Origin of the sequence: Hyphomonas jannaschiana VP2 (genome assembly GCF_000685215.1) — a bacterium.
Lineage (GTDB): Bacteria > Pseudomonadota > Alphaproteobacteria > Caulobacterales > Hyphomonadaceae > Hyphomonas > Hyphomonas jannaschiana.
Map to the genome: position 1 here is coordinate 222470 of NZ_ARYJ01000003.1, position 25816 is coordinate 248285.

Consider the following 25816-nt stretch of genomic DNA (forward strand, 5'->3'; position numbering starts at 1 on the left):
TGCTAGCGGCCCGCTCCATTTCGGGCGGCAATTAATGACCTAGCAATCCCCCTTGCTTCGTCCCCTAGCTGCCCTCCAAAGCGCTCTAGGATTTGTTCGTATGTCAGGTTTTCGTCCACAGAATCGCTAATCATTTTGTAGAAGCCGGAATTCGTGACTTCGAGTCCAAATATCGCGTGCGTCAGCGTGCCTACGTTTTCGCCAAATGTTTCTGCCGCGGGGCGCTCAATTTGCTTCTCAGTCCCGTTGCGCCAAAGTCGCCAAACACATGTCTTTGGGACCTCTTGTAAAATCACAGGGGAGTGCGTTGCGATGATGGCCACCCCATTTCTATTTATTAGTAAGTCTGACAAAGATCGGATGAATGCTGAAAGGAGCGGTGGGTGTAAGTGTGCTTCTGGTTCATCCAGCAGGACGAGTGAACGTTCCTCTATGGTTTCGACAAGCCGCGTTATCGTCAGCACAACAATCTTGTGACCTGAACTTAGCTTTGAATAGAGTTGTCGAGCACTTTTACGCACGAGCTCAAACGCTTGACGACGTTCAAACTGAGTTCGTAGTTCGCCGAATTCCTCAATTAACTGCCAGATTTCTGCCTGTTTAAATATTGGGTCCGATTCCAAAAGTTCCAAAGCACGTCGCCATCTTTCCTGCTTGGAGATTTGGGTTAGGATAAGCTGTACTGACTGCCCAAAATCGGCGGCCAGGTCATCTGGTGACTTCGGCGGCTTCGCTTTGCCATCTTCGTTTTTACTGGTGTGTTTCAATCCTATATATTGATACCTAACGGCAGACAGCTTGTTTTCTCTGACAGGCAGCGGTTCGAATGGGTCAAACGCACTGAACGTCACAGAAATGATGTTGGAGAAGTTTTTTGAATCCTCGAAATCGTGATCATTTTCGTTCCAACTGAAGTCGCCAAAATTGCCATCTTCAGGACGAACCAGTGCTTTGGTCATCTGATCGACAGTGTATGTCTTTCCGACGTTATTTCGGCCGATTAGTACGTGCACGTTTGTCGGTGGGTATGCGCCTGGTATGACTTCAAATTCAAATGTTGGGGGAACATTCCCTCTGCCCCAAGGGGGAGGTGTATATGAAAAAGAATAGTCGGTAAGCCGTGCGCCTCCCTGAGCCATCCGTCGATATTGTCCCCTTACAGATTGATCAGAAACGGACCGAAGCAGAGAGACACCAGTAACATTTTCTTCAAGAGCACGTTCGAATAGATTTAGGTCTCTGGCCACATCTTTCATGGCCACAAGATAGGTATCTCTGAAATCATCACCCAGCTCATTGAGCGCTTGATAATAGCTGTCGTCCTGACCGAGCGAGAAATACTGTTCGTCTAGCTGCTCAAATTGAGCTGGGATGTTGGCGCGTCTTTGATCTGGCTCCATATCGAATTGGCCTATCTTGACCTCGCCTATCCGGTGCTTTTCACCCTCAGCATCAAAATAGAACACCACGTACATGGTGTTGTATTTGAACCAATCGTCCCATGCGTCTGTAAGAAGAACCACTAAGTCCTTCGCATCGCGTGGAAGCGGTCCCTGATTTGGAATCACTTGAAACTTCATAGCGCAAAAAGTGTATCAACTTATCATTGTATTCCCAAGCAAGAAGACGCTAAGCGGAATGCTGACATCAAGGGTCGCTTGAGGCGCTCGCTATCAAATGTTCCGCAGCCTCAAAACTAAAGGCAAATTGATCGTCGAAATTAGTGCGAAACAACTCGACCTCTTAACCTTGCAGGTAAAATAGAGCCCGGCTCTAAGCGATAATGGCCGCATCGACATCAACACGGTTGACCCGGTATTCGTCGACGCTTTCGATAGTGCCGGAACTGGGCTCGAATAGCGCTATGTTCACACCATCGCTGACCGAACTTGAGTAAAGAACGCCAGCGTAACCGCACCGTTTAATGTACTCGCAAAGATACTGGCTTGGTATGTAATCTATAGCAGCAGCGTTCGGTAGGACGGGAGTTGTTAGCTCAGCCCCTAACCTTTCCAGAAATTCTATATCTCCTCGCATGAGTCCAATTTCACCTTCTCCCTCTAGGAGAAATGGTGAAATTAAAGCTCTGGGATTTCTAAGATCGATAATAGGCAGGTCATCCTCGACCCGATATTTTGCTACACATACGTGCTCCCCAGGATGCGGTCTTACTTCAGCAATCGCTGTAAACGGCGTTGACCCCAAATAGAGGTAAGGAATGCCGGCAGGATTGGCTCTTCCATGCGCAGCGAGTTCTCTTGGAGGGGCCCCCATTTCGGACGCTTTGTAGGCTTTTCCGTTTGTCTCAATCCGTGCACGGTACCATTCTCTTGGCCATTCATCGCGTGTTATCAGAAGGCTAGAGAAAAGCTCTTCAAGTCTATCAAGTTCAAAGTCTGTTTGCGGAAAAAATCGATTTACATGCCTTAGTTCTTCGCGAAGTGCTTCCCAGCCATCCAGATTGCGCGTTTCACACAGCTCAGATGGCACCACCAACTCGCGAACGCGTTCGCCATCATCCAGAATCTCGACGAGAAGACTATTCGCCAATGCACGATCAAGATTGAATAAATTCCAATCTTCGATCAACCAATCGACCAAGACCCGACCGCTCTCGTCACGCTTATAGATGCCGCATAGGACCTCGAAATAGTCGCCTAACTTCTTAGCTTCGACCAAAGGCTTATTCTGAGCATTGCATAGAGGGCAGGTTCCTGTTTGCTCCGATATTTGCGGGATAATTTCTCTTTCAAGCCCTCTGTCTCTGAAGCAATTTGGGCAGCAGAGCATTAGTCGTCTTCCTCGAAGTACTCAGCCAACGTCTCGATGTGGTGCTTCATGGATAGTTTCTTCACATATCCAAGACCAGGATAATGACCCCGCCTGTGTAAATCTCTAAATTCTTCAATCGCACTGGTTTCAATGTACTTTGAATTTGGACCATTGAGCAGAGAAATGAGCTTTTCGAGCGCTTCCGCAAATTTACCCGCTGGGTCTTTTGGCGTATCCTGCCTATCCGACTTAAAATGCCTGATGTGCATTTCTTCGTCTTTATCGTAGTCAATGTAAGTCAGATGGATCGCAACGGTATACGCTGGTCCTCCACTTTCTCGATAGTCATCTCCGACAATGAGATAATCCCCGAAGCCAGTCATATTCTCTAGTTCGTAGGTGGCATGAAGGTCCGAGAAGAACTCTGGCGCGTCAGGATGATCCCGATTTCGCCTTTGTTGAAATCCATCTCTAACAAGAATCTTATTTTCATGATCCGCGAAATGCCGTTGGTAGAGTTTTCCGCAAAAATCTTCCAGAAAAACGCTTGTTTTAACCTGATCAAAATCTGCTGTTTCGTCTGCTAATGCTCGTCCATCTGCAAACCCGGCATGGATGAATGCGAGGTCCTTTTCTTCAAAGTCCTCACAAAGACTGATCACGTCCGCAACGGTCATCTCCTCTGTTAGAAGCAGTCCGTATATGAGATTCTCGCGGTCATCGAACTCTTCTTGTAGCAATTCGACGATACTCGCGCCGTCATGGCTGTGATCGCCAATTTGCGGGTTGACGATGACAATCGCTTGTCCTCCGGCGTCACAAATTTCTTGGAGAGCTTTTTTTAGGCCACTCATCTGTTCACGGACAGGCTCAATGATTGGGGTGAACCCGGCCTCCGCTAGCAATTCCGCAGTTTCTCGAATTGTGATCAGCTCATACTGCTTTCCGCGAAAATACGGATGGTACATCTTTACCCCCAACCCAATGCATCAACTGCTGGTGCCTGCAATGCTGCAACTAGGCGACCATGATCTTTCTGCCGCAGCCTGGATGTAAGCGAAATAGAATAAAGACTCGGCGGAATATCATCCAGAAGGGACTGAAGAGGCTGCAAATTGCGCGTGCGCTTCAGTGTACGCACCATCTCTCGGTGCGCGTATTCCGAAGGTAATTGCACGAACAGCTCACGTAAGGCTGTGTAGCGCATTGTGTTGGGAACGTCGGGGGCGTCGATTCCAGCGCTGCTTAGTATCTGCTGCGCTTCCGTCAGATTAATCGAGTCGAATATTGCACCAGAACTTGTCCTTTGCGGCAAGTCTCGCGCTTCCCGCAAAGTGGAAATGCGGTGCCTGGGGCAAAGCAACATTATGCCAACATCTTCGGGAGTCTTTGACAAAGCCTCTTCGGCATGGTTCTCGCCAACAATAACATTTACTGACGCAAACACTGTTCGATATGCATCAACTTGATCACTCAATCGGCTTAACGTGTCTCGCTCCGATTTGATTTCGTAAACAGTGCCGGTTCCGTTAAGAATCACGACATCCGCCTTGCAAGAACCAACTCGAAACTCCGTTACCATCGAAGCTGTATTCAATGAGTGCGTGCCCAGAAGCACCTTGTGAGTAATGGCTGACTTATAGACATATTCATGTCGATTGCTTTTCAATCGCAGGTGCTGAAAAGCGCGCTCAAACAGATCACCTACACGTTCACAGGCAAGTGCATCGACTGGCAGACCAGATTCTCTGATAAGGCGAGCCAGAAGCGGTGATCTGCCACTCTTCGACAGCTCTTTAAAGACGCTGGCAGAAAAGAAACGTGCAACAGCAGAGGTCTCGATGTGCTCCTTAGTTTTCATACCAATTCAATTCGGGCCAACATCATTGATGCGGCCCCTCCTTTAGCCTGATTCTATGCCACAGACGCTATGATTGAAAGAACAATTTAAGAACTTGATAACGACTATCACATGTCTCCGCACTATTTGACCTTATGACTTTTAGCCTTGGAGAGCCTACAGTCACATCCGGGATTTTGGCGTTGTAGGCAACCCGATTATAGCGCGCCCACCGGGCCGGGCTGTCGTGACCAGGCCCGCAAGCGGTCCCGGCCATCCGGCTTCCATCCCTCGCGCAAGACTTAGGGCTTCGCCCTCGGCGCACTTCGAGAAGAATAGACGGTCTCCCGAGGCTCAGGCTGCGCCTTGCGCCCGCCGTCGATTCTTCCCTCCGTTTGCACACCCACTGTTCGCCACGAGGCAGGGTTTCAGAAGCGAAACCCATACCCATTGGAGGGACAGAGAAGATGACGGACGAGATCAGAATTTATGTGGCCTGCTTGGCCGCCTACAATAACGGCATATTGCACGGTGCTTGGATCGACGCACAGCAAGGCGTTGAGGCCATCAATGCGGACATTCAAAAGATGCTTAGAGCCTCCCCAATAGAGGGGGCGGAAGAATACGCCGTGCATGACTACGAAGGCTTCGAAGGCCTGAGCCTGTCTGAATACGAAGGTATTCAGCAGATCGTGGATAAGGCCGAGTTTATCGCCGAGCATGGCACGCTCGGTGCGGAGTTGGCGAACTATTTCGGCGATCTGGAGAGCGCACAAACGGCGCTTGAGGATCACTATGCCGGAGAGTTCCACTCGGTCTCGGAGTTTGCCGAACAGATTACGGAAGAAACGACAGAGATTCCCGAAAGCCTGCGGTTCTATATCGACTACGAACGCATGGCCCGGGACTTGGAAATCAACGACATCATAGCGATCAAGTTGGGCTTCGACTGTGTCCATATCTTCTGGAGTCACTGATCATGGCCCGGAACTACAATCGCAATGGCTATTCGCCGGGGCATCCTTGGTTTTACGTGCTGGGCGGTCCCGTTTTGCCGCCAAGCGTCATCTTGGCCGAAGTTGTGAGCTGCAATTATCGCGGATACATGGAGCGCGATATTTCGCGGATCGATGCGCTGGCAGAGCCCAAGCGCTCTGAGGAGCTTCGCAAACTCCGTGGAAAGGTGCTGGTCGATTATAGGCGCGACCTTTCCGGATACCGGAAAGCGGCGCGTGATCTAAACGCCTTTCGCAGAGAACATCCTGAAGCCGTGGACGAGCCCTTTCATGACTCCGTACACACTGCGCTGAGCCTCAAACACAATCATCTGTTCAACGACTTTGCTCACCTGATCGTTCTGGATGAATTACTCTCCGTTCAACCCGACCTGTTCGGAGTCTGAGCGCGGGGAATTCCTCAGACTCTATTGTTACCGTTCCGGACCACGGGGCCGATCTCGCCCTGGCTCTTTGCCCCGCTCTTCTCGCCGCCGTTGTTTGAAGGCTTCGCGCCGATCTTCTCGTGACGGCTCAGTGGTTTCCCGATACCGGAGCGCATCCTGGCGGAGTTCCTGCTGCCGTTCAGCAATGTGTTCCTGCCGATGCCGTGCGCGTTGCTCTAGCAATCGCCTTTGCTCAAGCTGGCGGAACACCAGAGTGTCGCGTTCGGCGCGGTCGCGTTTGAAGCATTCATAGGCGCGGCGTTCGTTTTCTTCACGAATGCGGGCATGCTCGCCGCGCAGTTTGTCCCATAGGCCGCGCAGTCCGGCAGAAAAGCGCGCTTGGCGCTCGCGGGCTTCTATTGCCTCACGCTGAGCGATCCGTTCGAAGGCTGCCGCCCGTTCGGCGCGCTGGCGCTCGATGAGGATTTGTTTCTGGCGCTGATGTTCTGCTTTGGCCTGTGCAGCACGTGCATCGAGTTCCTGCTGGAACTGGCTGAGCTTGCCCTGCATTTCGCGCGCAGTATCCCGTTTCGCCTGTTCGAGGCTGGGAAGCTCTTGAGCATCGCCAACTCTATCGCGTATTTGTTTGGGCTTGATGCCGGCCCATCGGGACAGCGAGTAAACCTCGCCCCGATAATCCGTCACTACGAAGCCGCGCCGATCACCGCGCGCCAGCTTGAAGCCGCGCTCCTGCAAAGCATGTCCGAGCGATGCAGCGGAATCGGATATGGCCCACGCATCCTGAATGGCGGCCTTGATGTCCTTCGGATCGCGTTCCACACGCTTGGCTTGCTGCCATTCTTCCAGCGTAAAACTTCTCGGGTCGCGCTCGCGCGAGTTCACCAATCCGCGCGGCATTTGCCAACCATGTTCGAGGTAGAGGTCGCGGGAGAGTTCCTGCATCTTGCGCTTGGAGAATGAGAGCTGCACCGCTTTTAGGTTTTCCGCATCAATGCGGGACCATACCGCATGTGCATGGCGACGACCTTCTTTTTCGTGGAAGACAATAGCGCGCGGTTGTCCTGTCAGGCCCAGCCGCTCCTCAGCTTGCTCAATGGCGGCTTCGAACATTTCCACCGTGACCTCTTTCTGTGGTGGCGGGTTGAAGCTCATGGAGAAGAGAAACTGCTTGCAGCGCGTCCCCCGGCTGAGGGCGTAGGCTTCCTGGAACGCTTCATCAAGGTCATCGCTCGCGAAACCCCGCACCTCGTGGACATGCACATGGTCGTTCTCATCTTTGAGGAGATGGCGGGCGAGATCACGCGCCCCGCCGCGCTGGTTGCCAACGAGGATCACGGCTTGAGCCCCATCTGCCTGATGAGCATGAGGCGCATACGCTTGATGTCTGCGCAGGCGTCATGGAGTTCCTGTTGCAATTCCGGTGTGACGGGCAGTGCGCCTTGATGGGCCAGCTTGGCAATCTGGTTGAGATTGGAAGCCAGCCGCGATTGACCGAGCCCAGCCAGCGCCTGCGCCCATGCCTTATCGCTTTCGCTCGGGCTGCGGGCCGAAGACTTGCGCGGCGTGGCATCATCGCCCAGCAGCTTGTGGCGAATGTAGGAGCCCAGAGGCTTAGAGCCCGCCTTACGCTTGAGAGACGCACGCTCAGCTTCCGTTAGCCGGATCGAAAACGGTCTGGCCTGTTCGCCAGGATTACGGGGCGCATTGAAGCTTTGTTTGAGGGAAGGGGCACTCATAGCTCCGGCCCTCCCAATTCATCCCCAATGGATTCGGGGCGGTTTTGCTCCAGATGTTGAAGCTGATGTTCCCAATCGGCTAGGGTTTCGAACAATTCGGAGTGTGAAGGAAGTCCTCCACTCTCCGCCAGTTTTGCCTTTCAGTGCATTGTTATTGCTTGGTTTGTTTGGTTGCCGCCAAGGGCATTATGCAATTCTGCCCACAAACAGGAATTCTGCTCTTATGGTTGGTAGGGCATTGTCAAAGGAACCGACCTTGAGGTGGGCAATTCTGACGTTTAGCGTCCGGAAATGACGAAATCACCCTTCCGCTACTTCAAGACGTCGCCGGAGATTATCCAGCTCGCGGTGATGATGTAAGTCCGATTTCCTCTGTCTCTGCGGAATGTCGAAGACCTGCTGCACGAGCGAGGCATCGATATTTGTCATGAAACGGTCCGCCACTGGGTGGATCGCTTCGGGACTTACTTCGCTCACAAGATCCGGAAGCGGAGGTCCGAGGCGATGCGGCAGAGTCCTCAATGGCAATGGCACCTGGATGAGGTCTTCGTGAAGATCCGTGGGGAGACTCACTATTTGTGGCGCGCCGTGGATCACGAAGGGGAAGTATTGGAATCCTATGTGACGAAGAGGCGCGATAAGGCTGCTGCGTTGAAATTCCTCAAGAAAGCGATGAGGCGATTTGGAAATCCACATATCGTGGTGACGGATAAATGCCCGTCCTATAGGGCCGCGATGAAAGTTATTGGGAACGAAGGTCGCCAGGAAACAGGGCGCCATCTTAATAACCGGGCCGAAAATTCACACTTGCCATTTCGACGGCGGGAGCGAGCTATGTCCAGATTTCGCAGGATGCGAAGTTTGCAGAAGTTCGTCTCAATCCATTCGTCAGTGTACAATCACTTTAACTTCGAAAGGCATATCAACTCCCGAATACGGTTCAAACAAAAACGAGACGCCGCGCTTCGCTAATGGCGCGACCTTCTCGTCGCTTAGGATCTGCTCGTCCGCGAAAGACGGAGACTGTTTCGAGTTTGTCTGACACCACCGGTTCGAAGTAGTCTGACACCAGCCCTCTGACAATACCTTTATTCTGGCGCCCGCGCTCTGTGATCAGACTGTTCGGGCGGTGAGCTGGTGAAAGGCAAATTCGGCGATGGCGGCGTCGAGGGCGCCGATGCCTGTCAGGTCTGCCACGGCGATGGCTTCCGGCGGCAGGTTCAAACAGAACGCGTTGTTCAGCGCCTGGCCAATCTCCTGTATCCGCTCCCGGTCCACGATGCCTCTGGCCAGGGCCGATGCGGTGTCGCCGTATTCAGAGCATTGGTCGAAGGAGTCGACGAGTATGGCGTCGGCAGCCGCCATGACTTCATCTGAGACTTCCTGCTTGCCGGGCGTGTCTGTGCCAATCGCGACGACACGAAGACCGGGCCGGATCATCGCCTTGGTAATGAGCGGGGTACGGCTTGGCGTTGTTGTGACGACGAGATCGCAATCCGCGCACAAGGCTTCCATCGAGGCCTGAGGCGTTGCCGAGAGGCCGTTTTCGCTGAGCGTTGTCGCCAGTGTGGAGGCTTTTTCCATGTCGCGCGCCCAGATCTGAACGTCGCGGATGCCGAGAACGCGTGCGATCCATTCTGCTTGGACCCGGGCCTGCGTGCCCGATCCGATGACGCCTAGGCGCTCTGGGTTTGCGGGGGCGATCAGCCGGGCAGCAACGGCGCCGGCAATGGCGGTCCGCATATCAGTCAGGGCGCCTTCGTCGAGCAGGACGCCTTCGGGGTGCCCTGTCGCCGCATCGAAGACCATCATGATCCCGTTGCTGGAGGGCACGCCTCTGGACGGGTTCTCGTAAAAGCTGCTGGCCATCTTCACCACAAACACCGGCGCTCCGGCCAGATGGGCGGACTTTATATGAAAGTCGCCCGGTGGATCTGTGAATGCCAGATGCACGACGGTGCCCGATTGGACGGTTTTGTCTGAATAGCTCTGAAAGGCCTTTTCGATGACGCTGATAATGTCAGGTGAGTTGACCACCCGCAGGATATTCTCGCGATTATAGAGTCTCACGTCGAGCTGCTGCCTTGTTTCAGGGCGGCGAGTTCGTTGTACACGGTTGCGCGGCTGACGCCGAGAATGCGGGCGATGTAGGCAGACGCGCGGCGCTGTTCCAGCGCGCCGCTATCGCGCAGGGCACTGATCAGCTCACGGCGAGAGGCCTTGTCGATCTGCTCGATGCGGATATCGCGCGTGGCGCACCATTCCGCCACGAACTGGTTGATCTTCTCATGCCAGTCGTGAACGAACAGGGCCTGGACGCCTTCATTGCGCGGCTCAGAGCCCAGAAATCCGTCGAGCGCGCGCCGGACCAGGTCAAACTGGGTGACGTCCACGTTCAGGCACATCAGGCCGATCGGCGTATCGTTTTCGCGAATGACGATCGAAATGCATTTCATGCGCCGGCCGTCCCAGTTCGTTTTCTGGTAGGGGCCAATGACGCGAAGGCTCGGGTCGAAGCTTATTTCGTCGAGTTGCGACGGGTCGCCTGCAACGCGGCGGGATAGATCATTGGAAATATAGGCGACTTCTTCCGTCGCCAGATCATGGATCACCACTTCTACATAAGGCGCGAACAGGGCGGCAATGCCATCGGCGATTGCAAAATGCGCCTCAAGGCCCGGAGTGAATGCCTGGGAGTCGGACAGTTCGGTCAAAAGTCTCTCCTGAATCGTGGTTGACAAAAAATCTAATTTAGAAATATCGTCAATTCATCAGCGAGGCAAGCCGGAATCATGACCACGACCAAACAGGACAAAACAGAGGGCGGGAAGGGCGGCGCAGCACCCGCTGCTGACACCCTGTCTCTTGATGTTGTGGCCGCTCTTGCTCGCGGCGCGGTGGCCCGTTTGCGAGATCGCGCGCTGCCCAGCCCATTGGTCGAAAGCGAATTCCTGTCACAGCGTTTCGGCTGCCGCGTGTTGCTTAAGTGCGAGCAATTCCTGCCGACGGGCTCTTTCAAGTTCCGCGGCGCCTACAACAAGCTTTCCAACATGTCGGCCAGCCAGAAAGCGCTTGGTATCGTGACGGCTTCGACGGGCAATCATGGCCTGGCTCTGGCGACTGTGGCGTCGGAGGAAGGCATTCCGATTACAGTGCATGCGACGCAGAATGCTTCACCCCGGAAGATCGAAGCGATCCGGTCGCTGGGGGCGAAAGTCGAACTGCACGATGCGGACCCGCTGACGGTCGAGCTTCTGGCGCGCCGGCTGGCTTCTGAAAGTGGCGCCGTTTACGTGTCACCTTACAATGATGTGGACGTCATCGCCGGACAGGGTGGCTGCGTCGCCGAGATCCTTGATGATGGCCGCAAAGTCGATGCGGTCGTGGTGTCCGTTGGTGGTGGCGGTCTGCTCTCGGGCATCGGCGCTGTCCTGCGCAAGGAAGCACCGGATGTCGAAGTGATTGCCGCCTGGCCTGAGAATGCGCAGAGCCTGCTGCATTCGATGCGCGCCGGGCGGGCGGTTGATTTCGACGAGACGCCAACACTGGCAGATGGCACGGCGGGCGGCGTTGAGCCGGGCGCCATCACGATCAACCTGGCACACACACTCGACCCCACACCTGTACTGGTGAGTGAAGCGGAAATTGCCCGCTCCATGAAAGATCTCGCCATGGGCGACGGGCTCATTGTCGAAGGCTCGGCAGCTCTGGCTCTGGCGGCACTTGAAAAATGTGCTCCGCGGCTTGCGGGCAAAACAGCCGTGGTCGTGCTTTGCGGAAAGAATATCGCGCTGGAGAAATTCAAGGCGATCCTGGCCGCTGACGCGGGAGGCGGAGCGTGACGCAGGCAAGAGACGTTCTGTTTACGAATAATATTGCTGGCCTCGGGAGGCTTTCATCATGCCAATCACTCGAATGTTCCAAATCGGGCTGGCTGCAGCAACGGTGGCCGTCATGACTGCGTGCGCTACCCCACCGGCAGAAAGCCCGGAGGCCTCAAAGGCTGACGCGCTCTGGATCGCTGATAGCGTGTCTCCGGAGGCGAAAACGGCCATGACGGCCCTGCTTTCGCTTGTCGGCACGACGCAGCCATCATCCGATTATCCGAAAACGCCAGCCGAGTGGGCCGCCAATCGTGAGCAGGTCGAGCAGTTCACGCTGGCCTTCACACAGCCGCTTGTTGAAACGCTGTCTCCGGATGTTTCAGAAATTGAACTTGGCGGCGTGCCCGCCCTGAAAGTTGTTCCAAAAGGCGGGGCGACGAAGTCCGGCGTACTGATCTATGTGCACGGTGGCGGATTTACCAATCTGTCGGCCAGGTCGACGCTGTCGGGGGCTGCGCTTATGGCGGCCAAGACCGGGCGCGTGATCTACTCGCTCGACTATACGCGGGCGCCAGATGCCAAGTGGGACGAGATCACGGATCAGGTTCTCTCCGCGTATGCGGCGTTGCTGGCAGAAGGGAATTCTGCAGATCAGATCGGGATTTTCGGAGACTCTGCCGGCGGCACGATTGTCGCGGCGAGCATGTTGAAACTGAGAGACAAAGGCGGGCCGATGCCGGCGGCAATCCTGCTCCAGTCTCCGGTGACAGACCTGAAACTGGCGGGCGATACGATCCGGACGGTGGCAGCGTTCGACCCGGCGCTGGATGTCGGCTATGCGCGAGCGCGATTTGCACAATATGCGTCCCCATCCGAATTCACGAACCCGTATGTGTCTCCCGTCTACGGAATATATACTGCTGAGTTTCCTCCAGTTCTGATTCAGGCCGGGACGCGGGAAATCGTTCTCAGCGACTCTGTCAGGCTGTATCGGCAGATCAGCAAAGGCGGAGGTGATGTGGTCCTCGATGTCTATGAGGGCATGCCCCACGTCTTTCAGTCCCTACTGCCCGGAACACCGGAATCGGACACCGCTTATGCGCGCTCCGAAGCCTTCTGGGATGAATACATCGAATAACAAAAAGAGCGGGTGAAAATCCGTCGAAAAAGGTCCCCCGGTCAGGGGAGGTCAGTCGAGAAATGTGTGCCGTCCATTGGGAAAATTCCCGGACCGGCCGCCGGAATGAGGAGGAAGATTGTTTCGTGAAGCAGAGCTTCAGAGCCTCGCGTGCAGGTGCTCGCAAGAATGAACAAATAGCCCAGATTCAAAAAAGGGGGAGAGTGGCAATGAAAGTATTCAACATGTCAAAGACCAAACTATTTCTGACGACAGCGATGCTGCCGGCAATCGCGCTGATTGCGACCTCGCAGGTCGCGCAGGCACAGGAAGATTCGAGCACGGAAAATCCTGCCGATGAGAGATATGTCCTGCAAAGCGTCACAGTGACGGCGAGCAAGCGCGAAGAAGACATTCTCGACGCGCCGTATTCCATCTCGGCGCTGACCGGCGACGCGCTGGAAAAGATCGGCGCCAACGAATACCGCGACTATCTGACGACAGTGCCCGGCGTGGCGCTCGTTGATGGCGGCATCGGGATCAGCAACGTTATCATTCGCGGGCTCGCAACCACACCGGGCGGCAGCAATCTCGGCGGTACCGTTGTGACGTATTTCGATGAGGTCGCCCTGAATGGGGGGCTTCGGGCAATCGAGGTCGAGCCGGTTGATATTGACCGGATTGAGGTCCTCCGTGGTCCGCAAGGAACATATTATGGCGCCGGGTCTCTGGGCGGCACGCTGCGTGTGCTCCCCAAGCATCCGGACCTCGACACTTACTCTGCAGAACTTTCCGGCACCGTCAGCTCCGTCGATGGGGCAGATGATCTCGGCACGAACGTGGTTGGCACGGTAAACCTTCCGATCGCCGCAGGAAAAGCCGCTCTGCGTGGCAGCCTGTTCCAGCGTGACGAGGCGGCCTATGTCAAGAATCTTGAGACCGGACAGAAGGTCGGCAGCGGCACGATTGAAGGCGGACGTATCGCGCTCAAGATGGAGCCGACGGACAATCTCGACATCCTGCTTCAGGCCGTCACACAGAGCACGGTTGCCGATGGGCGCCGGGTGCGTGAGCCGTATGAAAATGCCGGCAATGCTCAACGTCGTCGCGGCGACGAGCGGGACGATACGGACCTGACGCTGTACAACGCCAATGTCGGATACGACTTTGGAAAAGTTCGCCTCGACTCTGCTTCCGGCTATTACCAGACGCAATATCAGGGCCGTCAGGACGCCAGCCTGTTCGATGGAAACGTCATCGCGCTTGCCGGACCTCCGGGGCTCTATGGCCTGTCGAACTATGACCTTTACTCCGACGACCATGTCGACAGTGAGGTGTTCTCACAGGAACTGCGGCTGACGTCCGAAACAGACTCCCCGGTGCAGTGGATCATCGGTGCCTATTACCGGCACGAAGACTCCGTACGTCAGACTGTGTTCACGGAAGGGGCTCTGTTCGGCCCGATCCTGGTGATCGACCGGACCAATGAGACGACGCAATGGTCGGGCTTCGGTGAAGCCAATATCGACCTTCCGGGCGCCTGGGGGCTCGATGTCGGCCTGCGGTACTCTGACTACAAGCAGGATATCACGGTCGACAGTGAAGCGGGTAATCAGTCCGAGAAGGTCTGGACGCCGCGGGTCAACCTGCGGTTCGAGCCGAATGAAGACCAGCTCTACTATTTCCAGATTTCCAAGGGCTTCCGTCTCGGCGGTTTCAATGGCGGCCCGCCGAACCTGCCTGGTATCAACATCCCGAATGTTGACCAGTACCTGGCGTACAAGTCTGACTCCCTCTGGAACTATGAAGCAGGCACCAAGCTTGTGCTGGCCGATGGCAGGGCAAATCTCAGCGGCGCAGTCTTCTATGCGGACTGGACCGAGATCCCTGTGTTCCTCACCCTCGCAGGGGGCGCCTATACGCCGCTCGTCAACCTGGGTGACGCCACGAGCAAAGGCGTCGAGGCGGAATACTCCGTCGCTGTCAACGAAAACCTCACACTGTCGGTCAACGGATCTTATACGAAGACCGAATTGCAGGGGAACGCACAGTACCAGAAACAACGCCTCCCGGCTTCACCTGAAACCATGCTGAACGTTTCCATGTCTTATGAGCGTCCGCTCAAGAATGGCTGGCAGGTCTATGCCAACGGCAACGCGAACTATGTCGGCCCGTACAAATCCACGTTGATTGAAGAGTTCACAGACAACGTGGCTGCGAACGAACTGGATACAAGGTTCGGCATAACGAAAGACGAGGAAGTCGGCGACTATGTACTCGTCAATCTCCGCATCGGCCTCAGCACCGATGCCTGGGATGTGTCTGCATTCGCAAAGAACGTGTTTGGGGAAGATGCGGCAACGCTGTCAAACACGTTCTCGTATGCAGGGGCGCCTTCTGAGTCCTTCGTGACCCCTCGGACTGTAGGCGTAAGCCTGAAGCGGTCCTTCTAGGTCACTACCTGTCAGGCGGAGCGGAGGGGTGTGACCCGCTCCGCCTGACCATTTTCTTTCTTGCGTGAGATCAGACGCATGTGAAACCTGCCATGAGGATTGGCGAGCACTGGGAATTCTTATGCACAACGAAACCAAGCGTGGCGGCGATCTCCCTCAGCTCTGGCAAGGCGCCATACCCTTGCTGGTCCTGTTCGTGGGTCTGTTTCTCGCTGTTATGACTTTCGGCGATGAGGCGACCGGTGGGTCTGTTCAGATCGTCCTGATGTGTGCCGGTCTGGTGGCCGGCATCGTGGGGTTGAGCAACGGGCTTGGCTGGGGAACGCTCGAGAAGGCGGTGTCTGAGTTTTCCAGCATGGTCATCATTCCCATCATGCTGTTGTTTTCAATCGGGGGGCTGATCGGTGTCTGGCTGGCATCGGGTGTCATCCCGACACTGATCGTGTATGGATCGGAGATCCTGCACCCTTCCATTTTTTACGCTGCAGTTCTTGTGCTTTGTTCGGTTGTGGCCATGTCCAGCGGCAGCGCCTGGACGACCGCCGGCACGATTGGTGTTGCCCTGATGGGCATTTCGCAGGCATCGGACCTGTCGCTGCCGATCACTGCCGGGGCGATCATCTCGGGCGTGTATTTCGGTGACAAGCTGTCGCCGCTTTCCGATACAACCAACCTGGCATCCGGCATGGCGGGGGCGGAATTGTTCGTGCATGTGCGCTATATGCTGTGGACGACGGTTCCGGCATTCCTGATCGCGCTGGCCGTCTTTCTTTTTCTCAGCCTGCGGGCAGGTCAGCAGGTTGATACGGCGCAACTGGCCCTGTTGACCGGAACGCTCAGCAGTAACTTTACGATCAGTTGGGCCTTGCTGTTGCCCATGGCAATCCTGATCGGTCTGGCGATCGCGCGCGTACCACCTCTGCTGGCAATTGTCATTTCGATCATTGTGGGCGTGGCGTTCGGGCTCGCCTTCCAACGCGGGGACCAGGTGTCCTTGCCCCAGCTCATGGTCGACTATTGGCGCACGGCGGCGACTGGCTATGAGGCGCATACAGGCGTGGCGGATGCGGATGAGCTGCTGTCCCGTGGCGGTATGGCGAGCATGATGACGACCGTCTGGCTGATCCTGTCTGCTATGTTCTTCAGCGGGATGATGGAGCGGACGGGCTGCCTTCAGCGTATCCTGACGTCCGTTCTGGGCCTGATGCGGAAAGACCGGAGCATTTTTTTCGGCGTAGCTGCGACCGCCCTGTTCGGCAACATTGTCGCGGCCGATCAGTATCTCTCAATTGTTCTGTCGACACGCATGTATGCAGACGAAGTTCACGCGCGGGGATTTCGTCCGGAAATGCTGTCAAGGACAGCCGAGGATTTCGGCACGGTGACATCGCCGCTTGTGCCCTGGAACACGTGCGGCGCCTTCATGGCTGCAACGCTTGGGGTCAGCACGATGGTGTATCTGCCATTCTGTATCTTCAATATCGCGAGCCCGCTGGTGGCCTGCATCTATATCGGATCCGGCATCGCCCTGCGGCGCCGGGCAGTCTCGCCCAAACCGGACCTGATTCCTGGCCAGCAAAAGGCCATCTGAGCTGGACCCGTCACGATAGAAAAGTACGTATACATAGCATTGGAGTAACCTCATGTTTTCGGGAAATAAGTATCGCAAGGCGCTGGTTGCGCTTGCCTTGATGGGCGGGGCCTTTATTGCGCCCGGCTGTTCAACAGCTGAGCCTGTGAGGTTTGATGTGACGGATGGGCGGGTTTCAGACTTCTATGTCTTGAACGAAGAGATCCCAACCACGCCAGGCGTGCTTCTGCGCCAGGAAAAACTGCCGGAACCGTTCATGATTCCGGGTGCCGCGAAGGCCGAGCGCATCCTGTACTCCTCTGCCAGCGGCGTGGATAAGACACCTGTTACCGTATCTGGCGCACTGTTTGTTCCTGAAGGCGATATGCCTGAGGGCGGTTGGCCTGTTATCTCTTTCGGGCATGGTACAGTCGGGATCGCGGATATTTGTGCGCCGTCCTGGGCCGGGCGGTCGTGGCGCGATGTGGCCTACATTTCACGTTGGTTGTCTGAGGGGTTTGCAGTCGTCGCTTCCGACTATCAGGGAATTGGGACGCCGGGGCGCCACCCCTATATCGACGGGCTATCCGGAGGCTACTCCATCATTGATGCGGCACGCGCCATCATTGGTGAAGGAACGGACTTCAGCAATCAGGTCGTTTTCGTCGGACAGTCTCAGGGCGGGCCTGCGGTTCTCACGGCGTCAGCACTGGCGGGCGACTACGCACCAGATCTCAACGTTCTCGGTACAGTGGCGACAGGCGCCGCATTGATCGACGTTTCTTTGATCGCCGATATCGGGGGGACGCGGCCGGAGATAGAGGATGAGCCGGATCCGGTCTCTGCTGTGCTTCTCTATATGGCCCTGGCATTGGATGGGCTTCCTGAGCCGGTCTCGCCAGAAACGACCCTGACGGAGAAGGCTCTGCCAGTGCTGGAACTTGCCAAATTCCACTGCGTGTACGCGCTGGAATACGATACGCTCATGGCGGACCTGTCGATGAAAGACACGCTGACGCCGGAAGGCTGGAAGGCTCTGGCCGCGCAGAGGGATACACTGGTTCCTCCGCCGACTGGCTATACAACGCCGATCTTTCTCGGGACGGGCGACATGGATATCGATGCCGCGCCTGAATTGCAGGAGGCCATGTATGATATGCTCTGCGCAGGCGGCGCAGCGGTTCAGCATCACATCTACAAAGGCTTCGATCACAGCACGGCTGTGAATGAGTCGCTGAAGGATTCCGTCCCGTTCGTCAGGCGCCTGATGCAGGGGGAGCCGGAGCCGGGAACCTGTAAGGCGCGACCTGCCAGCCTCGACTAGTCACGTCTGATACTGCGCGACTTAATCCTACAGATGGGAGATAACATGAACGAACAGTCAAGTGGCTGGGATTCAGAAGCCCCTCTCACGCTGCTTCTGAACGAAGCAGATGATGTGGTCATCGCGCTTCGCGATATTGCTGCAGGGGAACAACTCCTGGAGGGGTTGTTCGCAAGAGATCCGATCCAGCCGGGGCACAAGATTGCGCGTCATGCTATCCCGGAGGGTGGGGCGGTGCGTCGCTACAACTCACTCATCGGAAGGGCAACAGCGCCGATCGCTCAGGGGGAACATGTTCACACCCACAATCTGGACATGGTCGATTTTGCCCGGGACTATGACTATTGTGCTGAGGTCCGCCCAACGCCAGTGCCGCAAGTTCACAGGACCTTCAATGGATTTGTGCGGGCTGACGGTCGAATAGCCACCCGGAACTACATTGGTGTTCTGTCGAGTGTGAACTGTTCAGCAACCGTTGCTCGCGCAATCGCTGACCATTTCAGAGGGCGGCTATCAGAATATCCGGGCATTGATGGCGTTGTTCCACTGACGCACAAGCGCGGGTGCGGACTCGATGCCAGAGTTGAAGGCGTTGAATCCTTACGAAGATGCATTGCGGGATATGCCGCTCATCCCAATTTCAGCAAAGTCCTGATGATCGGGCTGGGGTGTGAGGTCGGGAATCTCGATGATGTGCTTGGCGGTGCGGAAGGAGATGCGCTGGTTATCCAGCAAACAGGTGGAACAGCAGCGACGATCCGTGCGGGCATAGAGCGTGTTGAGGCCTGCCTTGAAGAGGCAAATAACGTTCGTAGACAGCCGGTTCCGGTCAGTGAACTAAAGCTTGCATTGCAATGTGGTGGATCGGATGGATATTCCGGTGTCAGCGTCAATGCCGCATTGGGTGTGGCTGTTGACCTTCTTGTCTCGCATGGCGGTACGGCAATCCTTTCTGAAACCACGGAATGCTATGGTGCAGAACACGTTCTCACGCGGAGAGCGATCTCACGAGATGTGGCAGAAAAATTCGTGAGCAGAATTAAGTGGTGGGAAGAGTTCGCCGCCAAGAATGGAATGAAGATAAACAATAATCCATCGCCCGGAAATAAGGCTGGTGGATTGACGACCATTGCCGAGAAGTCGCTTGGCTCAATTGCCAAGTCTGGCACATCAAATCTGATGGCGGTCTATGAGTATGCAGAGTTCGTTGCAGAAAAGGGACTGGTCTTCATGGATGCGCCCGCGTTCGATCCGGTTGGCGCGACTGCGCAGGTCGCAGGTGGTGCAAACATAATGTGCTTTACGACCGGGCGCGGGTCGGCCTTCGGATGCAAGCCTGTCCCGTCTTTGAAGCTCGCGAGCAATACAGCGCTTTATGAGCGTATGCGGGATGATATGGACATAAATTGCGGAACAATACTGGACGGGCAGGAGGTCCTGGAAGAGGCGGGAGAGCGCATCTTTGAGGAGATCATTGCAACGGCATCCGGGAAAATGACCGCGAGCGAACGTTTGGGGTATGGGGACGAGGAATTTGCTCCCTGGGATATGGGTGTGATGCTTTAGGTGCGCATCCGTGCAGCATCACATCCATAAACGATGCCGTCCCGTTGTCCGGGGCTTCATTTCGAGCGCCGCCCTGTCGATTTTCCGCTTCATGCCGGTGGCTTTGTGACGCCTCGCAAAGGTGGCTGAGGAACTTTATGCTTGCCGAACCGGGCGCTGATCGACAAGACAGCGCCAATCCGGTTGTGCAACATACTGTCCGTAGGTCGATGCGATGAAAGAAACGACGACGCCGATTATCTCGACACGCGAGCGGCTATTGCTCGCGGCGCAGGACATCATGGCCGAGTCCGGGCTCGAGGCGTTGAATTCCAACGCGATTGTCGAGCGCGCGGGTGTGACGCCGCCCTCTTTCTATCACTATTTCCAGAACAAGCACGCCCTGCTGCGTGAACTTGGCACCCGCATGATGCTGGCGCAGAGCGAAGCGTTACGGGCCGATACCGGCCTGCGGATCACCAGGGAAGCGGACCTTCACGCCGCTTCCCTGCGCACGCTGCGCGAGTCCTTCAATATGACGCGCGCGTTTCGCGGCGGCTATGCCCTGCTTGTCTCACTCCGCGCCATCCCTGAGCTTCGCGATGTGCGCCTGGAGTCGCACGCGGACATGTCCATTCTCATAGCGGAATACCTGAAGGGGCAGGGCCTGTCGGACAATTTCGACGACCTGGTTGTCCGCGCCCGTCTGGCTCTCGAGCTTAGCTATGCGGCCATTGAGATGCTGTTCGAAACGAACTTCAAAAATCAGGACGCCATATTGTCTTATACGGCTGACGGATTGGTGAAGATCTACGACCTGTTCTGATCAGGAGATGCCCGACCGTTCAGGGCCGCGGACGCTGAGCATGATCAGACTGCCTGCCAGAAACAGGATGATGAGACTGCTGAAGCCCAGTTTCTGACTATGTGTTGCGAACGTTACCGATGCCACCAGTGCCGGGCCGATCCACACTGTTACCGTGCTGATCATGGCGTAAATTCCGAAGAATTGGCCAAGCTTGTCGGGTGGGCTGAGAAAGACCAGCAGCGAGCGGCATGAACTGTACGCCCCGATGATGAAGGCGCTGAGCGGGATGATCGTTGCGAGATAGATCACATCTATGCTGCGCGGCATGATCTCCCAGCCTGTGGCGGCTGCAGGTGCGCTGAGCAGGCCAAAGAGCAGGGCGTCCTGCGAGATGCTGATCTGAAAACAGAAAATCGCCGTGATCGAGAACAGCTCGATGAGAATGGCATTTCGCGGACCGAAAGACCGGTCCAGAAGGCCGCCCATGAACCCGCCGGCGACCGCCGAGACGGTTGCGACAACGCCCATCAGTGCCGTCTGGCCTTGTGACCATCCCAGCGTGCCGGCGACGTAAACCGCGCCGATTGCGAACAGGGCTGTCAGTCCGTCCATGAAGATCATGCGGGCCATCAGGAAGCGCATGATGGCCGGATAGTCCCGGAACAGCTGGCGCGTGTTGCGCAGCGGTGACCAGGATTCCGGAAGGCGGCGGGCGCCTTTCCAGGTCGCGCCTTCGCGGAAAAGATCGGGCATGCCCAGCCAGAACGGGATCAGGAACACCAGCATCCATATCGCGCAGATCAGGCCTGAGCCGCGTGCGATGTCGTGCGTTTCCAATCCGAATGGTGGGGTGTCGACGAGATGAATCACCAGAAGCAGCACCACGACGGCTGCCAGACTGCCCATGGAAAGCCCGAGCCCCGATATGAGAGGGATCTGGCGGTTGTTTCCCGCCGCCGGCAACAGGGCATTGTGAATGAGTTCCGATACGGAATAGGAGCATCCTGCGATCACGAGCAGCGTCATGCCAAGCGGGACAGAATAGAACGCCCCGGGAATGACGAAGACCAGGGCAGCACTCGATATTGCAAGGACAAGCATCAGGAAGAAAAGCACGGGCTTCTTGGCACCGCCTCTGTCCATGTATCCTCCGAGCAGTGGCGCGATGAGCGCCATGATCAGGCCACCGATCGTAACGGTCGTGCTGACAATCGCCTGACCCCTGGCGCTATCGCCGATCACGGTCTCGGCAAAATAGGTCGTGAACACATAGATGATGACGACATAGTAGAACGGGCTTCGTGCCCAGTCGAAGCTGGCCCACCAGACTCCCGAAAGCGGTAATCCGCGTCTGCTTTCCGTCGTCAGGTTTGTCATGCATGTCTCACTTTTTGCGGCTCGTATAGTATTTACTATAGACATCTTCCGACGCACCTGTCATCTCTTTCTGCAGACGCAGGCGTGGGTAATGCGAGGGACGAGTCGTGGAGGCCTATCTTTTTCACAACGGCTCTATTGTGACGATGGCGAAGGACGGGGACGTTCCGGAATGCCTCGTGACGGAGGGCGGACGGATCGGTTTTGTGGGTGGACTGGAGGCAGGCCGCCAATGGGCCGCCAGTCGCGAGATTCAACCAATCGATATCGATCTTGCCGGGGCGGCGATCCTTCCGGGTTTTATTGACGCTCATCTCCATCCTTTGCCGATGATCTTCTTCGCGATGAGCGCCGACCTCGACGGTGCAACGGATATGTCTGACATCAGCCACCGCTTGCTGCAGCACGCGGAACGCGTGGACAGGTCCGAATGGGTCGTCGGTGTGCAGTTCGAAAGCAAAAGATTGCCGCAGGGCGAACAGCTTACGCGGTATGAGCTGGATGCGCTCTTTCCTGGCCGGCCGGTGCTGATCTATGCGCGCGACGGCCATTGCGTCGTGGCGAACACATGCCTTCTTGAGGGCGCAGGCATCGGGCCGGAGACGCAAAGCCCCGAAGGGGGCGAAATCAGTTACTATGCCGACGGAACGCTCAGCGGCGTCTTCAACGAAAAGGCCGTTGGCCTACCACTCGCGCACATGCCGACACCGTCGCCCGCCCGTATGATTGAAGCGAGCCAGGGTCTGTTCGACACGCTGGCGCGCAATGGAATCACCTCCATCGGTGCGATGCTTCAGAGCGATGAAGAAGGCCCCGGTGGCGCCTCCGCCAGTATGGAGAGCATGGTGGTTCAGGCACTGCGGGAAAATATTCCGCAGTCGATCTATGCCATTGTCATTGGCAAGACCCTGGACGGGATTAATGCCCTGATCCAGAGCCCGCTGAATGCACCGGATAACAAGGCGAAGACGCGCGCGTTCAAGATATTCGCGGATGGAACTTTCGGCTCCTGCACCGCCTGCATGAGCGAGCCTTACACCGACAAGGCCTGTACGCATGGCTACATGACGCTGGACGAGGATGAGATTTACAGCCGGATGTGTTCGGCGCATCTGGCGGGATTTCAGGTTTGCATTCACGCGGTGGGGGATCAGGGGATCGCGAACTGTGTGCGCCTGTTCGAGCGTCTCCTGACGGAGCATCCAATGCCGGATCACCGCCATCGTATAGAACACGCCTCGATAGCGCCTAAGGATCTCGTCGCGCGAATTGCTGAGCTTGGTCTGCAAATTTGCACCCAGCCGCTGTTCATCCGGTCAGAGAAAGACTGGCTGCCGGCACGTCTTGGGCCAGGCAGGTCGGGCATGGCGTATCCGTTGCGTGACTTTTTTGATGCAGGCGTCCCGGTAGCTGGATCGTCAGATGCGCCGATTGAACCAACGGATGTGATCGCGGCTTTGGACTATGCCGTCAATCGTGGTGGCTTTCACCCGGAGCAGGGGCTGACGCCAGAGGAAGCGCTGGCGATGTTTACGCGCAATGCGGCCTTTATCCAGTTTGAAGAGGCTGAAAAAGGCACGCTGGAAGTGGGCAAGGCGGCAGACATCGTGATGCTGGATCAGAACCCGCTGGCTGTCCCCGCTTCTCAGATACCGGACCTGAAAGTCCTCCGCACCATGATTGGCGGCGCTTTCTTTAGTGCCTGAGGGGGGCGTGACGCTCAACACGGCAAAGACTCAATACAGGGAGTGAAACGTGTCTTCATATTTTTCATCGGACTATCGGTCCGCCAGGAATCTGCTCTTGGCTCACACAGAGAAGGCCGGCGGCTGGCAGCATGCGAGCCATGAGCACCCTCTCAAGGGACTGGATGGTCTTCCCATCTACATCGATACGTTCTGGAAGGGGCCTGAAACGGCATCGCGCGTTCTGGTCATTTGCAGCGGAACCCACGGCGCTGAAGGGCTTTGTGGGTCTGCGCTCCAGAGCCAGTTTGTCGAGCAAGTGCCGACCCTGCCGGACGATGTCGCAGTTCTTCTGATCCACGGTATCAATCCGCACGGGTTCTCCCATGTGCGGCGCGTAACAGAAGACAATGTCGATCTGAACCGGAACTTTATCGACTTCTCGAATGACTTGCCGGCCAATGAGGCCTACCGGGATCTCGATGCCTTGCTGAACCCTGTCGACATGCCGCCCGGCGCGATTGAGGCGATCATGGAGAAGGTCCAGGCGCTGCAACGCTCCATGGATTTCCTGAGTTTCATGAAGGCCATTTCGGGCGGTCAGTACGAGTTCCCGCAGGGCGTTCAGTATGGTGGCGCCGCGCCTGTCTGGTCGCGCCGCACAATCGAAGCCATCTGGCAGGACTTACTCGGTCAGGCGAACATCGTTGTTCAGATCGATGTGCATACAGGCCTCGGACCGTCCGGCTACGGCGCGCTTATGATGGCCGCCAATCCGGACGAGCCCCACAAGAAAGTCACCACCGAATGGTTCGGTGACATGTTGGTGACGCCGCGCCCTGTCAGCCAGGCTGACACGATCCTGGGCGGCTATCTGAATGGCGGATTGGAACAGCAGCTGGATAAGGCCTGGGTCATCCCAATGACGCTGGAATATGGCACGGAGCCGCCGGAAATCGTGTTGCGGGCAATGATCGAAGACAACTGGCTGGTGCATCATGGGGATGTGAACAGCGCGCTTGGGGCAGAGATCAAAGGGCGCGTCATGAGCGCATTTTATCCGGACAGCGACACGTGGCGAGACGCAGTTCTGACGCGGGGTGAACAGGTTTTCAGCCAGGCGCTCGGCGGTCTGGCAGAACTTCAAAGGGAAGAGGCATAAGATCATGAGTACATCACAGGATCCGATCCGGAAGGTAGAGCTTTTCACGGTCTTTGTTCCTTTCAAGGAATATATCCGCGACATGCTGCAAGGTGGCAGCGGTAAGGTCGCCATGGGGCTCAAGGTGGATGACCACTGGCTCGGCGGAGATTTTCTCGTCTGCCGGATGACGACTGAAAACGGCGTCGTGGGGATCGGGGATTCCTATTCCTGGCTGGTCGAAAGCGCGGCCTCGCCCGCCATGATGGCGGAGGTGATCCGGGACCACCTTGCGCGGTTTGTGCTGGGCCGGTCCGCCTTCGACATGGAGCTGATCAATGACAAGATGGACAACAATGTCGCCCGGAATGAAATGGCGAAGGGCGTACTGGACCTGGCGCTGTATGACGTTGCAGCCCGGACGATCAACCGTCCGGTTCATGACCTGTGCGGCGGTAAACAAATAGACCGCATTCCGATGAGCATGGTGTTGCCGCTCACCAATGTGGACACCATTCGGCATCTGGTCGGGCTTGGCCTTGAGGCAGGCATCAAGTCATTCCGTTGCAAGCTTGGTGATGGGGCGCACAAGGACGTCGAGATCATCAAGGCCGTTCGGGAACTGATCGGGCCGGAAGCCGGGCTGCGGGTTGACTACAATCAGGCCTACAATGCGAACGAAGCCCTGGCGGCGATTGAAGCCATTGCGCCATATGGGATCGACTATGCGGAACAGCCGGTCAAAGGCGATGATTTTGTCGGCATGGCGTGGGTCCAGTCCCGCACCAATGTGCCGCTGATGGCCCATGAAAGCGGTTTCGGTCTGCGCGATATCGTGACGCTGGCAGAAATGGGGGCGGTGCGAACCTTCGGCATCAATCCGGAACGCCCGGGCGGCATGACGGGCGCATTGAAAGCCATTGACTATGCGGCGGCGAAAGGCCTTGATGTCGTGCTGCACAACCAGCCCTCAGGCATTGGCAGCGCAGTGATCCTGCACATGCATGCGGCCCGAGCCCGCAACATCTGTCACGCGACGGAGCTGCAGGGCCATATCATGATGGAAGACGATCTGATCAAGGACGAGATCGTCTATGAAGATGGCTTCGCGCATCTTCCCGAAGGGCCTGGCTGGGGCGTGGAACTCGATGAAGACGCGATCGACAAGTACCAGATCCAGGACACGATCGTGATCGAGGCCTGATTTCCGGCGTGGGCTGGC

At 56.4% G+C, this 25816-nt stretch carries 21 protein-coding genes and 1 pseudogene; 13 read left to right on the top strand and 9 right to left on the bottom strand.

Features of this window, described 5'->3' with window-relative positions:
• Window positions 1–2: 2 nt before the first annotated feature.
• The 4 genes from HJA_RS05820 to HJA_RS18360 form a co-directional block, all read right to left on the bottom strand.
• The gene (locus HJA_RS05820) at window positions 3–1568 is read right to left on the bottom strand and encodes an ATP-dependent nuclease (protein WP_206741677.1); all 1566 of its coding nucleotides are present in this window, start codon (window positions 1566–1568) and stop codon (window positions 3–5) included.
• A 205-nt stretch (window positions 1569–1773) separates the two neighbouring features.
• A complete protein-coding gene (locus HJA_RS05825; protein WP_206741678.1) occupies window positions 1774–2679 on the bottom strand; it encodes an RES family NAD+ phosphorylase in 906 nt (301 codons plus the stop codon).
• 110 nt (window positions 2680–2789) lie between these two features.
• Window positions 2790–3740 carry a sce7725 family protein gene (locus HJA_RS05830; RefSeq protein WP_035579414.1) on the bottom strand — a complete coding sequence of 317 codons (951 nt, stop codon included), beginning with the start codon at window positions 3738–3740 and terminating at the stop codon, window positions 2790–2792.
• 2 nt (window positions 3741–3742) lie between these two features.
• Window positions 3743–4633 carry a sce7726 family protein gene (locus HJA_RS18360; RefSeq protein ID WP_081814554.1) on the bottom strand — a complete coding sequence of 297 codons (891 nt, stop codon included), beginning with the start codon at window positions 4631–4633 and terminating at the stop codon, window positions 3743–3745.
• A 446-nt stretch (window positions 4634–5079) separates the two neighbouring features.
• Between HJA_RS18360 and HJA_RS05835 the strand changes: the two genes are divergently transcribed.
• Together HJA_RS05835 and HJA_RS05840 are read left to right on the top strand one after the other, a co-directional pair.
• The gene (locus tag HJA_RS05835; RefSeq protein ID WP_035579417.1) at window positions 5080–5589 is read left to right on the top strand and encodes an antirestriction protein ArdA; all 510 of its coding nucleotides are present in this window, start codon (window positions 5080–5082) and stop codon (window positions 5587–5589) included.
• 2 nt (window positions 5590–5591) lie between these two features.
• Window positions 5592–6014 (top strand): hypothetical protein, encoded by a 423-nt coding sequence (locus HJA_RS05840; protein ID WP_035579419.1) that lies wholly within the window; start codon window positions 5592–5594, stop codon window positions 6012–6014.
• 27 nt (window positions 6015–6041) lie between these two features.
• On the opposite strand, the gene HJA_RS05845 is transcribed toward HJA_RS05840, so the two are convergent.
• Complete coding sequence (locus tag HJA_RS05845) at window positions 6042–7349, bottom strand: relaxase/mobilization nuclease domain-containing protein (RefSeq protein ID WP_035579421.1); 1308 nt, start codon at window positions 7347–7349, stop codon at window positions 6042–6044.
• Complete coding sequence (locus tag HJA_RS05850; RefSeq protein ID WP_035579423.1) at window positions 7346–7750, bottom strand: hypothetical protein; 405 nt, start codon at window positions 7748–7750, stop codon at window positions 7346–7348. Before HJA_RS05850 ends, HJA_RS05845 begins: the two co-directional genes overlap by 4 nt.
• A gap of 291 nt (window positions 7751–8041) precedes the next feature.
• Here HJA_RS05850 and HJA_RS05855 point away from each other — a divergent pair.
• Window positions 8042–8722, top strand: a pseudogene (locus tag HJA_RS05855) (IS6 family transposase).
• A gap of 141 nt (window positions 8723–8863) precedes the next feature.
• On the opposite strand, the gene HJA_RS05860 reads toward HJA_RS05855, so the two are convergent.
• Together HJA_RS05860 and HJA_RS05865 are read right to left on the bottom strand one after the other, a co-directional pair.
• The gene (locus HJA_RS05860; RefSeq protein ID WP_051597407.1) at window positions 8864–9820 is read right to left on the bottom strand and encodes an ornithine cyclodeaminase family protein; all 957 of its coding nucleotides are present in this window, start codon (window positions 9818–9820) and stop codon (window positions 8864–8866) included.
• Window positions 9817–10464: a helix-turn-helix transcriptional regulator gene (locus tag HJA_RS05865; RefSeq protein ID WP_051597408.1), complete on the bottom strand. Its 648-nt coding sequence runs from the start codon at window positions 10462–10464 to the stop codon at window positions 9817–9819. Before HJA_RS05865 ends, HJA_RS05860 begins: the two co-directional genes overlap by 4 nt.
• A 78-nt stretch (window positions 10465–10542) precedes the next feature.
• Here HJA_RS05865 and HJA_RS05870 point away from each other — a divergent pair, with 78 nt between their 5' ends.
• From HJA_RS05870 to HJA_RS17910, 7 genes are all read left to right on the top strand, one after another.
• On the top strand, window positions 10543–11592 hold the full coding sequence (locus HJA_RS05870) for a threonine/serine dehydratase (protein WP_081814556.1): 1050 nt from the start codon (window positions 10543–10545) through the stop codon (window positions 11590–11592).
• Between the two features lie 58 nt (window positions 11593–11650).
• Window positions 11651–12712 carry an alpha/beta hydrolase gene (locus HJA_RS05875; RefSeq protein ID WP_081814557.1) on the top strand — a complete coding sequence of 354 codons (1062 nt, stop codon included), beginning with the start codon at window positions 11651–11653 and terminating at the stop codon, window positions 12710–12712.
• Between the two features lie 209 nt (window positions 12713–12921).
• Entirely contained in the window at window positions 12922–15144 is a 2223-nt protein-coding gene (locus HJA_RS05880; protein ID WP_035579425.1) for a TonB-dependent receptor, read from the top strand.
• A 121-nt stretch (window positions 15145–15265) separates the two neighbouring features.
• Entirely contained in the window at window positions 15266–16735 is a 1470-nt protein-coding gene (gene nhaC / locus HJA_RS05885) for a Na+/H+ antiporter NhaC (protein ID WP_051597410.1), read from the top strand.
• A 52-nt stretch (window positions 16736–16787) separates the two neighbouring features.
• Entirely contained in the window at window positions 16788–18038 is a 1251-nt protein-coding gene (locus tag HJA_RS05890; protein ID WP_035579426.1) for a lipase family protein, read from the top strand.
• Between the two features lie 45 nt (window positions 18039–18083).
• Window positions 18084–19604: a UxaA family hydrolase gene (locus HJA_RS05895; protein WP_206741679.1), complete on the top strand. Its 1521-nt coding sequence runs from the start codon at window positions 18084–18086 to the stop codon at window positions 19602–19604.
• A 214-nt stretch (window positions 19605–19818) separates the two neighbouring features.
• Window positions 19819–20409, top strand: a complete 591-nt coding sequence (locus HJA_RS17910) for a TetR/AcrR family transcriptional regulator (RefSeq protein WP_051597412.1) — start codon at window positions 19819–19821, stop codon at window positions 20407–20409.
• Here the strand turns inward: HJA_RS17910 and HJA_RS05905 are convergent, their stop codons facing one another.
• Window positions 20410–21768 (bottom strand): MFS transporter, encoded by a 1359-nt coding sequence (locus tag HJA_RS05905; RefSeq protein WP_035579429.1) that lies wholly within the window; start codon window positions 21766–21768, stop codon window positions 20410–20412.
• A 107-nt stretch (window positions 21769–21875) separates the two neighbouring features.
• Here HJA_RS05905 and HJA_RS05910 point away from each other — a divergent pair, with 107 nt between their 5' ends.
• From HJA_RS05910 to HJA_RS05920, 3 genes are read left to right on the top strand one after another with little or no spacing between them, the layout of a single operon-like run.
• A complete protein-coding gene (locus HJA_RS05910) occupies window positions 21876–23474 on the top strand; it encodes an amidohydrolase (RefSeq protein WP_035579431.1) in 1599 nt (532 codons plus the stop codon).
• Between the two features lie 49 nt (window positions 23475–23523).
• The gene (locus HJA_RS05915) at window positions 23524–24615 is read left to right on the top strand and encodes a DUF2817 domain-containing protein (protein WP_081814560.1); all 1092 of its coding nucleotides are present in this window, start codon (window positions 23524–23526) and stop codon (window positions 24613–24615) included.
• A gap of 4 nt (window positions 24616–24619) precedes the next feature.
• The gene (locus HJA_RS05920; protein ID WP_035579433.1) at window positions 24620–25798 is read left to right on the top strand and encodes a mandelate racemase/muconate lactonizing enzyme family protein; all 1179 of its coding nucleotides are present in this window, start codon (window positions 24620–24622) and stop codon (window positions 25796–25798) included.
• Window positions 25799–25816: the final 18 nt, after the last annotated feature.